This window comes from Pseudomonas sp. SJZ074, assembly GCF_007828215.1.
Classification (GTDB): domain Bacteria; phylum Pseudomonadota; class Gammaproteobacteria; order Pseudomonadales; family Pseudomonadaceae; genus Aquipseudomonas.
In genome coordinates this window covers 17780-32147 of record NZ_VIUE01000016.1, presented here as the reverse complement: position 1 = coordinate 32147, position 14368 = coordinate 17780, and the positions used below count along the sequence as shown (strand labels likewise).

The 14368-nt window shown below is 62.0% G+C and carries 5 protein-coding genes; all 5 read left to right on the top strand.

Translation table 11 applies throughout. The features are described 5' to 3' along the window. Positions 1-468 precede the first annotated feature (468 nt). The 5 genes from FBX99_RS17115 to FBX99_RS17095 are packed head-to-tail and all read left to right on the top strand — an operon-like array spanning position 469 to position 14296. A complete protein-coding gene (locus FBX99_RS17115) occupies positions 469-8058 on the top strand; it encodes an Ig-like domain-containing protein (protein WP_178111979.1) in 7590 nt (2529 codons plus the stop codon). A 34-nt stretch (positions 8059-8092) separates the two neighbouring features. Then, positions 8093-9994: a TolC family protein gene (locus FBX99_RS17110; RefSeq protein WP_256662535.1), complete on the top strand. Its 1902-nt coding sequence runs from the start codon at positions 8093-8095 to the stop codon at positions 9992-9994. Next, positions 9991-10752 (top strand): efflux RND transporter periplasmic adaptor subunit, encoded by a 762-nt coding sequence (locus FBX99_RS17105; protein ID WP_178111977.1) that lies wholly within the window; start codon positions 9991-9993, stop codon positions 10750-10752. Before FBX99_RS17110 ends, FBX99_RS17105 begins: the two co-directional genes overlap by 4 nt. Next, positions 10749-12125: an efflux RND transporter periplasmic adaptor subunit gene (locus tag FBX99_RS17100; protein WP_145132259.1), complete on the top strand. Its 1377-nt coding sequence runs from the start codon at positions 10749-10751 to the stop codon at positions 12123-12125. Before FBX99_RS17105 ends, FBX99_RS17100 begins: the two co-directional genes overlap by 4 nt. Continuing rightward, complete coding sequence (locus FBX99_RS17095) at positions 12122-14296, top strand: HlyD family efflux transporter periplasmic adaptor subunit (RefSeq protein WP_178111975.1); 2175 nt, start codon at positions 12122-12124, stop codon at positions 14294-14296. The genes FBX99_RS17100 and FBX99_RS17095 overlap by 4 nt, the downstream gene beginning before the upstream one ends. Positions 14297-14368: the final 72 nt, after the last annotated feature.

Sequence of the window (14368 nt, the reverse complement as noted above, 5' to 3'; positions counted from 1 at the left end):
GCAGCGATGTCAAGCGAGAGCCGATAAATCGGTCACCCCCCCCTTAACCGGCGCACCGCCCCGCTGGATTGCGAAGCAGTCCCGAACTCAGACATGCCTGATTACAGGGCCGCTTCGCGAGCCAACGGGGCTGCGCACAAAGGATTCAGCAAAACGGTGATCGATCGCTCAAAACGCCATTGATAGCTTCATGCAATCACGGTACAACCCTCATCGGGCTCGAGGTACTGGCGTTCTAATCGCCAGATGGTGCAGGGGATGGCACCGATTCAGCCCGGCTCCCCCATGGATAAAAAGAATGCTGTCGTGGCTCAAGGTTCTTGCTTGCGGCCCGACATAGCAGCGGCTCCGTTCGCGCCGCGTAAACCATAAAACCAAAAATCCAGGGACGAACCAATGAAAAGCATCCCATCCCGTACAGATGCGTCTTCCGTGTCACGTAACAGGCTGTTCGCCCTCGAACAGAGAATGCTTTTTGACGGCGCGGCAGCCGTCATCGCCGATACCGCGATCGTGCCACGCAGCGGTGCGGAGGATAGCCACTTGGCGATCAGCGGGGTCAGTGTCAGCGACGACACTGCCACTCAGCACATCACCCTGAATGCCAGTCACGGCACATTGAGCCTGGCCACCACCAACGGTCTCACCGGATTGACCGGCAATGGTGGTGCGACGGTCAGCTTCAGCGGCTCCCTGGCGGACATCAATGCGGCTTTGAACGGCATGTCGTTCACAGGCGACCAGAACTTCAATGGTGGCGCCTCGTTTACCCTGACCAGCGACGACGGCAGCAACATCACTAGCAAGACCATCAGCATCAACATAACCCCCGTCAACGATACGCCAGTGATCAGCGGCAGCGGCCCGGCACTGCAAGTCGACGAGGGTGGCACCGCGAACTTCTCGGCGGCCACCGACACCGCGGATGGCAAGGGGTTCGTCCAGAGCAACCTGGGCCTGAACGAGGTCGATAACGTGCAGCAACAGGTCATCGTCAAGCTCACGGCATTGGCCAGCGACGGTACCCTGCTGCTCAATGGCAAGGAGCTGGGGATCGGATCGAGTTTTTCCATCGACCAGATCGCCAACCTGAGCTATCGCCATAACGGCAACCAGGTCACGGACCCCGCCGGCCTCACGGATGCCTTTACCGTGACCATCGATGACGGTGCCGGTGGCGTGCTGCGCGATCAGATCGTGCAGATTCACATCAATCCGGTCGATCAGGCACCGACATCAAGCGGCACCATCACCATCATCGAAGGTGAGCAGAGCGTCAGCCTGACCGACAACGGCAACCTGGTCACACCGATCGGCACTCCGCGTGGCGCTATCCAGATCAACGACCCGGACCAGGCCCCCGGTGTCGATTACAGCTATACCCTGGACACCTTGCCCACCCATGGCACGCTCTTCTATGACGGCGTGGCGATTACCAACACCACGTTCGTCATCAGCGACCTGAGCAAGCTGACCTACAGTCACGACGGCAGCGAGCCCAGCACAACGGGCACGACTGACAGCTTCAACCTCAAGGTCACCGACGACGGCGGTGGCACCCTTGTTCCAAAGACATCGACGCTGACCGTCAACCTGACCATCCTGCCGAACAACGACGATCCGGTGCTCGATCACAGCATTACCCAGACCCTGGACCCGGGGGAAATGACACGCGTCGTCACCAGCGGCATGTTGCAGGTCTCCGATAGCGATTCCTTCACTTCCAGCCTGACCTATACGCTCACGGCGGTGCCCGACAAGAACGTCGGCTATTTCACCCTGAACGGTGGTTTGCTGGTGGTCGGGTCAAAATTCACCCAAGCCGATGTCAACGCCGGCAACGTCGTGTACCACGTCCGCGTCTATACCGGTTCGGCGCGCACCGACAGCATCAGCTTCACCGTCAAGGATGGTGGCGTTCGCCTGTATCCAAGCGCGCGGGATGGAGGCATCTACGACACCGACACCGCCAATAGTCCGCTGACGGTCAATACCTTCAGCGTCAACGTACCGCCCGAACCGGCCGGTTTGCCTGGCGCGATCCCAGCCGATCCGCCGTCCAATACCGCACCCGTCGTCGCCGGCGACAAGACCGCGACGCTGGATGAGGCGGCTACCTACATCCTCACCTCCGCCGATCTGAGCGCCAGCGACGATTTTACCGCGGCCGACGGGCTGACCTACCGGGTCCTTGTCACACCAGGCAGCGGCACACTGCTGGTCAATGGTGTCGCGATCGGCGCCTTCGGCACCTTCACTCAGGCGGACGTGGACAACGGCCTTGTCACGTTCCGGCACAGCGGTAATGAACATTTCGTCGACAGTTTCCAGTTCTCTGTCTCCGACGGCACGCTGACCACCGCGACCGAAAACTTCAGCCTCAACATCGTTCCGAAGAACGACACGCCTACCGCCGTCACTGATGACCGGGTCTTCACCGCCGAAGGCGGCACCGTCACCATCACCAATGGCAATATTGTGGTCGCGGACACCGACAGACAGGCCGATGCCAGCGGCGGCACCCAATACGCCACGACCAACGATGTGGTGTTGCAAGTCACCTCATTGCCGCAGTTCGGCGAGCTGACCCTGAACGGTGTCACTGTGACGTTGAACCAGACCGTCACCGCGGCGCAACTCGCCGCGGGAGATCTCAAATATGTCCATGACGGCAGCGAACATTTCACCGACAGTTTCACTGTCGTCCCGGTCGACGACCAAGGCGTGGCCATCGGAGCCGGCACCAATCAATCGAGCACAGGCGCGGCACTGGTCGTACCGGTCACCATTTCACCGGTCAACGACGCCCCCGCGCTGAGTTCCAAATCCCAACTGATCGCGGGCGAAGCCGGCGCCATCCATGAAGGTGAATCCGCCGTTATCGGCGGTGCCACCGGCTATGCCAACGCCGATGGCTCAGGGGCCGTGAACGGCCCGGTGGCGGGTGCGCATCTGCTCTATGGCGATGACGACAACTCGAGCCTGCAGCGCCAGTACCGCCTCACTGCAATTCCACAGAACGGCAATCTGATGCTCAATGGCGGCGTGCTAGGGCTTGGCTCGGTCTTTACCCAGGCCGACCTCGATGCCGGTCGCGTCACTTATCAGCACAACGGTAGCGAAACCAGTAACGACTCGTTCTCCTATATCGTCAGCGACGGCGATTTCAGCGCAAACGACAACGGCTCGTTTGCCCAAGGTACCGCCGCCACGGCCTCGACCTACAACATCGAGATCCTGCCAACCAACGACAAGCCCTCGGTGACCGCTCCGGGTAGCGCCATCAACCTCGACAGTACGACCGCCAGCAACAACCCAGTCGGTGGCTTCGTGGTGGCCGATACCGATGATCTGGGCGGCAGCTCCGACACACCTGATTCGGTACAGGTCATCGTGCGCCTGACCCAGACCGATGGCACGGCCTTTACGGCGGGCGACTATACCGGCGTCACGCTGTCGGTCGGTCTCGGCGGCGGCGCGACTCGCGATGCCGATAAAGACGGCAATGGCGACTATCTGGTATTGCGTGGGACCCGGGCCGAAGTCAATGCGGCATTGGCTACCCTGTCCGCCAGTGTCAATGATCCCAGCAACGAAGATCATCAGTACCGCATCCAGGTCATCGTCGATGACCGGTTGCGTGACGCCGGTGGCAACCTGACGACCGGTGCCAATGGTGGTACCGTGAACCAGGCGGCAGCCCCGGGCGGCAGCGGTCAGCCCATCTCTTCTGTAGAGTTCAATGGCTATACCGATACGGTCGCCAACACTGATCTGAACCTCGCCCAGGCCAGCGTGCTGATTCGCGTCTCGACCCTCAATGACGCGCCTGCCGTAACGATCCCGGCCAGCCAGCAGATCAACGAAGACCGGCAAACCCCCATCAGTGGCATTACGGTGCAAGACACCGAATCCACCGCACTTGGTGTCCCGGTCTCCGTCACGGTCAGCGTTCCAGCGGGCCAAGGGATACTGGGCATTGCCGGCACCGGCACGCAGACCTCCATCACCTTGGCCTCCGGTCGTACCGTCACCATCAGCGCCGATGACAGCGCCAGCCTGACGCTGGTCGGACGTGCCGACGATATTCAGACGCTGCTCAACGACCCAACCAACGGCTTGACCTATACCAGCGCGAGCAATGCCAACCATGACGCCAACGGCGTGGCGGCGGGCGACGTGACGCTCAGTGTACGGATTGACGAAGGCGCCGCCGCCATTGGTGGTGACACGGGCAGCGGCAGCGTTGCACCTGTGTCTCAGACCAGTGAACTCGCTATTACCCTGCAGGCCACCAACGATGCGCCGACCGTGGCGGCAGGCAGCGGCAACCTGGCCGTCGGCCAAGGGGGCGTAGCGGTGGCAGTGCCGGGCTTCTCGGTGGCCGATCCGGATTATGTCGATGGCGGCGGTATCACCGCGCCCGCGGGTGAAACGGCTTCACCGGAACAAGACTTCATCCAGGTCACGGTCCGCCTGACCGACGCCAGTGGCGTTCCATTGAGCCAGGCGACGTATGCCGACATCGTTATCGATTCAACCAGCTCACCGACCGAAGACCATACGACCTTCGAGATCGATGACACTCAATCCGGTGCGGGCAATGCCCTGGTCATTCGTGGCAGCCGGGACAATGTGAACGCCTACCTCGCGGGGCTGCAAGTCACGCTCAGTGGCAGCCTGGCCAACACCGACACCAGCTACAAGGTGCAGGTGATCGCCGACGATCGCGTCCGTGACGTGGCGACCGGCACGCTGGACCCTGACGGCCTGGCCAACGGCGGTCTGAATCCGTCGGGAGCCTCGGTCGTCGGCGCGCCCACCACCGCCATCGATCCCTATGCAGCACTGCCTGGCTCACTGGCGCTCAATGTGGCGAGCAACACGCGCAACCTGTTCGTCTCCAGCATCAACGACCCGACCGCCATCACCGCGGGGGACGTCACGGTCAAGGAAGGCTCGGCGACCCTGAACCTGACCGGCGCCGTGGGTGGGTTTTCGATCAGCGACCCGGATGCCAACGGCGCCAATACGTTCTCTGCGACCGTCCACGTCAGCCAAGGCGTCATTTCCGGCGTGGGCGGCAGCGGCGGTACCCTTGGCGGCCTGGGCAGCGATACGATCACGATCACCGGGGCCACCGAAGCTCAGGTCAATGCGCGCCTGCAAGCCTTGACCATCACTTATCCAACCGCCGCGGGCGCTCCGGCGGGCGCCGACTACACCGGCAATTTCACTGTGACGGTCACGGTCAACGACGGTGGAAGCATCGGCCAGCGTCCTGGTGTCTTGAGCGGCGATACCAATGATGCCAGCCAGAACCCGGGCGACTACGACTACGCGGATTCCAGCAGCGCCCAACTGATCACGACCCGTACGATCAATGTGACAGTGACCCCTGTCAACGACACGCCGGACACCTCGGGACTGAGCACCGTCCAGACCGCGACCAAAGGGGGCGGCCCTGTCCGCCTGGACAGCGATGGCATCGTGACGGTGCATGATCCCGAGCTGGACTTGAGCCCGGACAATTGGATGGGCGCAACCTTGACCATCGCCCGTCACGGCGCCAGCAACGCCAACGATGTCTTTGGTCTTTTCGACAGTGACATCAGCAACGATGCGGCAGGTGTCCAGACCAACGGCAGCGACCTGATCGTCGACGGCGTGACCGTCGGCACCCTCAGCAATGGCTCGGGCAGTCTGCTGATCACCTTCAATGGCAATGCCGACAGCGCGGTGATTGGCAGGGTCATGGGCGCCGTCACCTACAGCAACACCGATCCTTCGACGTCTTCCAGCGCCGATGTGCAAGTCGACTTCGTCCTGGATGACCAGAACCCGAACACCACCGACAGCGGCACTGCCGGCACTGGCCAGGACCAGGGCGCCGAAGGGCAGAAAACCGCGACCCAGTCGATCACCATCCACCTCAATACCGCACCGGTCGCCACGGACGATGGCCTGCAAACCGTCCAGCAGGGCAATCCGGCCAGTGGCAATGTACTGCCCAACGACACCGACCCGGAAGGCAATCCCCTCAGCGTCAGCGGATTCACCGTCGCCGGCGTCTCTGGCAGCTTCAACCCTGGCGACACCGCGACCATCGGCGGCATCGGTACGCTGACCATGAATGCCGACGGCAGCTATTTGTTTACCCCGACCTCGACCTATCACGGCGACGTGCCGGTGGTGACCTACAGCATCAGCGATGGCACAGGCGGCAGCGACAGCGCCGACCTGACCATCCGTGTCAACGCGCTCCCCGTTGCGGTGGATGACGGCCTGCAAACGGTCCAGCAAGGCCATCCGGCCAGCGGCAACGTACTGCCCAACGACACCGACCCGGACGGTAATGCCCTCAGTGTCAGCGGGTTCACCATCGTCGGGGTTTCCGGCAGTTTCAATCCCGGCGATACCGCGACCATCGCGGGCGTGGGCACCTTGACCCTCAACGCCGACGGCAGCTACCTGTTCACGCCCACCTCGACCTATCACGGCGACGTGCCGGTGCTGACCTACAGCATCAGCGATGGCGTGGGCGGCAGTGACAGCGCCGACCTGACCCTGCGCGTCAACGCGCCGCCCGTTGCGGTGGATGACGGCCTGCAAACGGTCCAGCAAGGTCATCCGGCCAGCGGCAACGTACTGCCCAATGACTCCGACCCGGAAGGCAACCCCCTCAGCGTCAGCGGATTCACCGTGGCCGGGGTTTCCGGCAGCTTCAACCCTGGCGACACCGCGACCATCAGCGGTGTCGGTACCCTGACCATGAATGCCGATGGCAGCTACCTGTTCACCCCGCTCGCCAGCTATTTCGGCAGCGTACCGACCGTGACCTACACCCTCAGCGACGGCGTCGGCGGCTCCGACAGCGCCGACCTGACAATCAGCGTCAATTCTACGCCGGCCGCCACTGACGACGGCGTCTTGCTCACGGACCGCGACACACCGATCCAGTCCATCAACGTGCTGGGCAACGACAGCAGTCCGAATGGTGACCCGCTGACCGTCACCCACGCCGAAAGCGCGGACGGCAGCGTCTCGATCAACCCTGACGGCACCCTGAATTTCACGCCGACAGCGGGAGTCACCGGTGATGTAGCCATTACCTACGTGATCGCCGACAACCACGGCGGCAGCGACACCGCCCAGGTGCGCATTCACATCAACGAGCCTCCCGTGGCGATCGACGATGGTGTGCGGACCGGGCTTCAAGGTGATCCCGTCAACGGCAACGTACTCGGCAACGACAGCGATCCGGAGCACGACGCGATTCACGTGGTCGACTTCAGCATCAATGGGGTAGCCGGCACCCATGCGACAGGCAGCAGCGTGCTGATTGCCGGCGTGGGGACGTTCACGCTGGCGCTCGACGGCACCTACCAGTTCGTGCCGGACAACAACTTCACTGGCACGGTACCGACGATCACCTACCGGATAACCGATGATCATGGCGGCTTCTCCAGCGCGCAATTGCGGTTACGCATCGATTCCTCGGTGCTGCCACCGCCGCCGGCCTCCGAGGTGACAGCAGATCAATCCCAACGACCGGGAGACGTCGAGCGTCACGTTTATCCGGACTGGCATCTGGACCTGTTGAGCGTCCAGCGTTCGATGGTACCCGGGCTGTTCGTCACCCTTCCGGTGATTGACTCCCAGGCTCAGGTCAGCGACCGACTCGATCCGCTCCTGTCCAGCTATAACACGGCGGTCGGCGGGCAAATACAATCGGAGTCGATTGGTCTGGGGCTCGGTTTCGTCCCTGACCTGCATGTCACTCAGGCCGTCCAGGCATCACAAAGAACCGTCGACTACCAGGAGCCATCGCTCAGGTTCAAGGACAGCGAGTACTTCACCGGTGGCGACAGTCTGTTCGATGACTTCAGCGCATGGGCACCGCGTGTCGACGAAGCTTCCGCGACAGGCATTCAGCCTGCCTCCGGGCCCCAGGCTGCGGTGTCGTTCAGTGATCAGGTGAACCAGGCCGCGATGCAGCGCCAACCCCATCTATTCAATGAAAACAACCGCCCGCCCGCGCCACAACGCAAAGGCTGAACCACTTTTCTGTTCTAATAAAAACGGTACCCACATGCGCTTGATGGAAAAAAATCGTTCAGTGTTGGTCCCCGGATTGTTCCTGACCGCCCTGTTCATGGGCCTGGCAGGTTGCTCCGTTGCCCCGCAGCCGTTGAAAGATGATGAAGTTCACCAGCGCGTGGCCGGTGACCAGCTCCAGCTTTATGCGGACCAGGAACCGATCAAAGGGCCGCTGACCTTCGCCGATGCCCTGGCGCGTTCGCTCAAATACAACCTCGACTATCGCCTGAAGCTGATGGAGTCGGCGCTCGCCGCCGGCCTGCATGACGTTTCCCGCTACGACATGTTGCCCAAGATGCTGGTCTCGGCCGGCTATGCCTCGCGCAACAACGAATCAGGCGGTACCAGCGTAGGTATCGAGACCCACACCGTTTCGTTGATCCCCTCCTCCTCCGTCGAGCGCGACCGCACCCTGGCCAGCGCCGAGTTTTCCTGGAACCTGCTGGACTTTGGCGTCAGCTATTACCGGGCCAAGCAAAGTGCCGACCAGTATCTGATTGCCGAAGAACGCCGGCGACGGGTCATGCAGACCGTCCTGCAAGACCTGCGCACGTCCTATTGGCGTGCCCTGGGAGCCCAGCGCCTCGAAAGCCAGGCCGACGATCTGCTCAAACGTGTACGCGTCGCCCTGGGCAGGTCCCGCGAAGCCGAAGTACAGGGGCTGCTGCCTCCAGCACAGGCCTTGGCTTACCAAAGTGCCCTGCTGGACGCGACCACCTTGCTCAACGCCCGCCGGCAGGATCTGGAGTTTGCCAAGCGCGAGCTGGCGGCGCTGATGAGCATTCCACCGGGTACTCAGTTCACCTTGGCCGAAGAAAGCGAACCGTCGTTGCCAGGCGTTCCCGCAGATATTGCCAAGCTTGAAGAAATCGCCTTGCAGGCACGTCCCGAGTTACGCGAAGAGGATTACCGCAAGCGCATTTCAGCCGACGAAGCGCGCCGCCAGTTGCTGGCCCTGCTGCCAAGCCTGGGCATCAACATCAACAGCCAGTACGACTCCAACAAATACCTCTATAACAACAGTTGGGTCGACAGTGGCGTGCAGCTCAGCGCCAATCTGTTCAAGCTGGCCGCCATTCCGGCCACGCAAAAAGCCAGCGACTCCCAGGAAAAGACCGACAACGCTCGCCGTCTGGCATTGTCGATGGCAGTGTTGACCCAGGTACGCATTTCGGTCGAACGCTACAAACTGGCCCTGGTCGATTACGATCTGGCCGACCAGTCGAGCCAGGTCGATCAGCGCATGGCAAAATTCGCCCGGGCCTCACTGACCTCACGCACCGACTCCGAACTGGAGGTGATCCGCACCGAGACCCGCGCCCTGCTCGCTCAGTTCCAGCGCTACTCCGCCTATGCCACGGCACAGACCGCTTTTGGACGCATCTACAACTCCCTGGGCCTGGACGTACTGCCCGAAAACGTCAACGACTCCAGCAATCTGCAAGAGCTCTCCCAGCAACTGGAGAAAAGCCTCGGCAACTCGGAACGACAGGCATTCACCACAGCGGTCGGTGAGCGCCCCTCGCAGCAACCCATAGCGGTTCGTATCGAGTACCAGGGCGATGCCCAGGCGGCCAATGCAATGCTCAACGTAGCGCGCAAGGCGCTGGAGCGTAACCTGTTCGTCCTTGCCGAAAACGACCCACGGGTGCCTACGCTGGTCATGCGGCTACAGGTGTCCGACGTCCAGGATGGCATTCGTCGCGGTCAGTGGAGCGTCAGCCTGCTCCGTGCGGGCGGCAGCGTGGCGGGCACCAGTCATTATCAGAGCACGTTGCGGGCCCAGCCGGATAAAGACTCATTGAACGCCTTCTGCGAAGCCGCCACGGTGGCTGAATTGCCGAACCTGCGCGAATGGTTGAAATCGGCCTCGGTACAGGTCGCTTCCAAATGAGTCTTCCCATGCGTTGTCGTCCATTGCTCATGCTGACTGGCCCGCTGCTTGGCCTGGCCCTGGCGGGTCAATCGGCCTGGGCACAGAATGAAACCGACGCCGGGGTGCGTGTGCTGCTGGTGGCCGATCAGGAAACCACGTTGGCCAGCCAGTTGGTGGGGCGCGTGCGTGCGGTCAATGCGTCGCTGGGCTCGTCGTTCCGCAAGGGCGACGTACTGGTCAGCTTTGACTGCGACGAACAGACCGCCCGCCTGAAAATGGCCCAGGCCGACCTGAGTTCCGCGCGCGAGGCCCACGACGCCAAACTGCGTCTGCAAGGCCTGCAATCGGCCGGCGAAGTGGAAGTGTCGCTGGCCGCCAGCGCGGCGGAAAAAGCCGCCGCCCAGGTCGCTCAGTACCGCGCCCAGCAACAGCAGTGCACGGTCCTTGCGCCGTTCGATGGGCGTGTAGTCAAGGTCCAGGTCAAAGCCTTCCAGGGTGTCAACCTGGGCCAGCCATTGCTCGACATCATCAGCAACGGCCCGCTGAAAATGCGCGTCAACGTGCCCTCCAGATGGCTGGCCTGGCTCCAGCCCGACCAGACCTTCCAGGTTGACCTGGGTGAAACCGGCAAACGCTACCCGGCCAAGGTCAAAGCCATCAACGCCCAAGTCGATGCCGTCAGCCAGACCATCGAGCTTGAGGGCGTGATCGAAGGCCAACCCAAGGATCTGCTGGCAGGCATGAGTGGTACTGCGCTGTTCGAAGCCACGCCATGAATGCCCAGGCCCATCCAGTGAACCCGGTCGCGGCGCTGCTGCATCTGGAGCAGCGTGCCCAAGAGGCGCGCAGCACCGAACAGCTGGGTTTTGTGATCGTCAACGAAACCTGGCAGCTTCTGCAGTATCGCCAGGGGTATTTCTTCGTCAGTGATGTGTTGGGCAAACCCGCCCTGAGCAATGTCTCAAGCCTGGCGACGCTCGCGGAGGAGTCACCGTTTACCGTTTGGCTCAAGGGTCTGGCTCATCATCTCTGGTCAGCGCCCATGGCGGCGGACGACCCGGCAGTGGCTTCTGTACCAAGCCTTTGGCAAGCACAGTCGCTCCCCGACAGCTTCGCCGAGGGCTGGGCCGAGTGGATGCCGGCGCACCTGCTGTGTATCCAACTGCCCGGTCGCGACCATTCACGCCGGGGCATGTTGCTGCTGGCCTGTGACACCGAGCCGGACGAGCACACCCAGGCTCTGCTCGCCCGATTGAGCCAGACCTATGCCTATTGCCTCGCCGCGCTGACCAACAAACGCCCCACGCTTGGCGCTCGCTGGCAAGTCTGGCGGCGGCGTCCGTTGCGGATGGCCGGATTGGCTTGTGCCGTCGCCCTGGCGTTTCTGTTCCCGGTCCGCCTGAGTGCCTTGGCCCCAGCCGAAATCGAAGCGCACAACGCCATGGCAATCGCCGCCCCCCAGGACGGGGTGGTGCATGAGTTCCTGGTGCAACCCAACCAGCTGGTACAAAAAGACCAGCCGCTGTTCAGCCTCGATGACACCACCCTGCGCAATCGCCGGGCCGTGGCCTTGCAGGCACTGCAAGTCGCCCGCTCCGAAGCCCTGCTCGCCGCCCAGAAGGCGTTCGACAATGCCCAGAGCAAAGGCGAACTGGCCGCGCTCAACGGGCAGGTGCAGGAAAAGCAGGCCGAGGTCGCCTGGCTCGACGAAATGCTCGAACGCAACGTGGTCAGGGCCCCCCGCGAGGGCATCGCGATCTTCGGCGACAGTAACGACTGGATTGGCAAGCCAGTGGTCACTGGCGAACGGATCATCCAACTGGCCGACCCGCAAGATGCCGGCGTGTTGGTCTGGCTGCCGGTGGCCAATGCCATCAATCTCGATACTGGCTCGCAGATTCGCCTGTTCCTGCATGTGGCCCCCCTGTCGCCCCTGACCGCCCACCTGATCCAGACCAGCTATCAGGCCACCCTGTCGCCGGACAATGTCCCTTCCTACCGGATTCGCGGGCAGTTCCAGGGCGATGTCAGCCAGTTGGCACGCATCGGTCTCAAAGGCACCGCCAAGCTGTATGGCGAACCGGTACCGTTGATCTATTACGTTTTGCGACGCCCTTTGGCCGCCTTGCGTGAATGGAGCGGCCTGTGAGTGAACTGGATCTTGCGGCCGTGCCTTCAAGCCCCTGCACCGGCTTGACGACCCAGGACTCGGACATCGAGCTACCGGAAAAGCTGCCAGCGATACGCGAGGATCTGCGTCTGATTCCGGGCGCGACGCTGCGCGATGGATCGCCGGCCTGGATGATCCAGGATCCGGTCGGCAACCGCTTTTTCAACATCGGCTGGCTCGAATTCGAGATGCTGTCACGCTGGCCCCTGGGCAGCCCGACCCGCTTGCTCGATACATTGGCGGCAGAAACGCCGCTGCGGGTCAGCCGTGGGGAGCTGGCGGCCCTGTTGTTGTTTCTGAGTCGCCACCAGTTGTTGCATATCACCGATGTCAATGGCACCCGCAGCCTGGAGGAAATGGCCAGGCTGCGCGGACACACTGGCTGGCGATGGCTGCTTCACAACTATTTGTTCATGCGGGTGCCGCTCTGGCGCCCGCAACGCCTGCTGCAGAAAACCCTGCCGTGGGTCGCGCCCCTGTTCAGCCGAGCTTTGCTGACAGGTGTTGCCGTCGCCATTCTGTTCGGCCTGTTTTTCGTTGAACAACAATGGGACGAGTTCGTTGCCAGCTTCAAGCAAAGCCTCTCGCCGCAAGGGATGGTCGGCTACCTGATAGCACTGGCCGTGACCAAATGCCTTCATGAACTGGGACATGCCTACACGGCTACCCGTTATGGTGTGCGTGTCGCACATATGGGTGTGGCGTTCCTGGTGCTGTGGCCGGTGCTCTACACGGACACCAGCGAGTCGTGGAAACTGGCCGACCGGCGCCAACGCTTCCATATCGCCGGCGCTGGCATCCTCGTGGAACTGATGATCGCGGGAATCGCCACGCTGGGTTGGGGGCTATGCGAGAACCCGATGCTCAAAAGTGCGTTGTTCTTTCTGGCAACCACCAGTTGGATGATCTCGCTGGCACTCAACGCCAGCCCGTTCATGCGTTTTGATGGTTACTTCCTGCTGTCCGACTGGCTCGACCTGCCGAACCTGCACGAACGTTCGGGGGCATTGGCGCAAGCCTGGATGCGTCGCCGATTGTTGGCCTGGAACGAGCCAGACCCCGAAGTCGTGGCGCCGCGTCTGCGTCGTTTTCTCATCGCGTTTGCCCTGATTACCCGAATCTATCGCCTGGTGGTGTTTCTCGGGATCGCCGTCGCCGTGTACTACCTGTTTTTCAAGGCGTTGGGCATCTTCCTGTTTCTGGTTGAAATCTCCTGGTTCGTCATCATGCCTATCCAACGTGAACTCAAGGTCTGGTGGCGCCGTCGCAAGGAAATCCCAGCCCGCCGTGGTCGCGTGCTGTTGCTCGCGCCATGTTTGCTGGGGCTGGTGGTTGTCCTGCCGCTCAATACCCATGTGCAAGCACCGGCCTGGTTGCATGCGGAGGTTCAATACACGCTCTATAGCCCGCTGCCTGCCAGGTTGATGGAAATGTCCGCAGCAGGACAAAGAGTCGAAGCCGATTCGGTCCTGGCCGTTCTCGACTCTCCTCAGATACGCGATAAAGCCGAACGGTCGTACAAGGCCGCCCTGGCGCTGCGTGCGCAACTGGACGGCCTTGCCGGGGCGGTGGATGGTGCGCAAAAGTACGCCTCGATTGCCAGCCAACTCAGCCGACAGCAAGCCGAGTCGGCGGCGCAATCAGCCGAACTGCAACGCCTGTCTTTACGCGCCCCGATGGCGGGGGTACTCACGGACATCGATCCCTCGATACAGCCTGGTGTCTGGGTCAAGCCGAATCAACCATTGGGGGTACTGGTCAATCCCGCCAGCTGGACGGTTGAAGCTTTCGTCCGGCAACAGGACCTTTCACGCCTGAGCATCGGCGCCCGTGCACGCTTCTATGCCGAAGGCGACGCAGGCACAGCGCTTGGAGGACAGGTTGTCAGCATTGACGATTCGCGCACCCAGAACGTTCCTCATCTGATGTTGAGTACCGCCTATGGCGGACCGATTCCTGTCTCTGGCAAACCGGACAGCAGCTTGCAGGTACGTGACGCGCTGTACCGGGTCAGGATCAGCCTGGACACTCCGCCCGCTCAAACGATGATGCGTCTGGGAAAAGTCTCGATCGAGGGCGCCCACGTAAGTCCGGTTGCCGGATTGCTTACCGATGCGCTGTCCATTCTGATTCGGGAAAGCGGTTTTTGACCTGCGGTATTGCACGCGCTGCCATTGCAATCAGCTCCCGCAGATGACTGGGTGATCGCCACAGCATCCGGG

Bases quoted from the DNA above. Each gene is read 5' to 3' on its own strand.
- FBX99_RS17110 (WP_256662535.1), top strand. From the start codon at position 8,093: ATGCGCTTGATGGAAAAAAATCGTTCAGTGTTGGTCCCCGGATTGTTC.
- FBX99_RS17100 (WP_145132259.1), top strand. From the start codon at position 10,749: ATGAATGCCCAGGCCCATCCAGTGAACCCGGTCGCGGCGCTGCTGCAT.
- FBX99_RS17105 (WP_178111977.1), top strand. From the start codon at position 9,991: ATGAGTCTTCCCATGCGTTGTCGTCCATTGCTCATGCTGACTGGCCCG.
- FBX99_RS17115 (WP_178111979.1), top strand. From the start codon at position 469: ATGCTTTTTGACGGCGCGGCAGCCGTCATCGCCGATACCGCGATCGTG.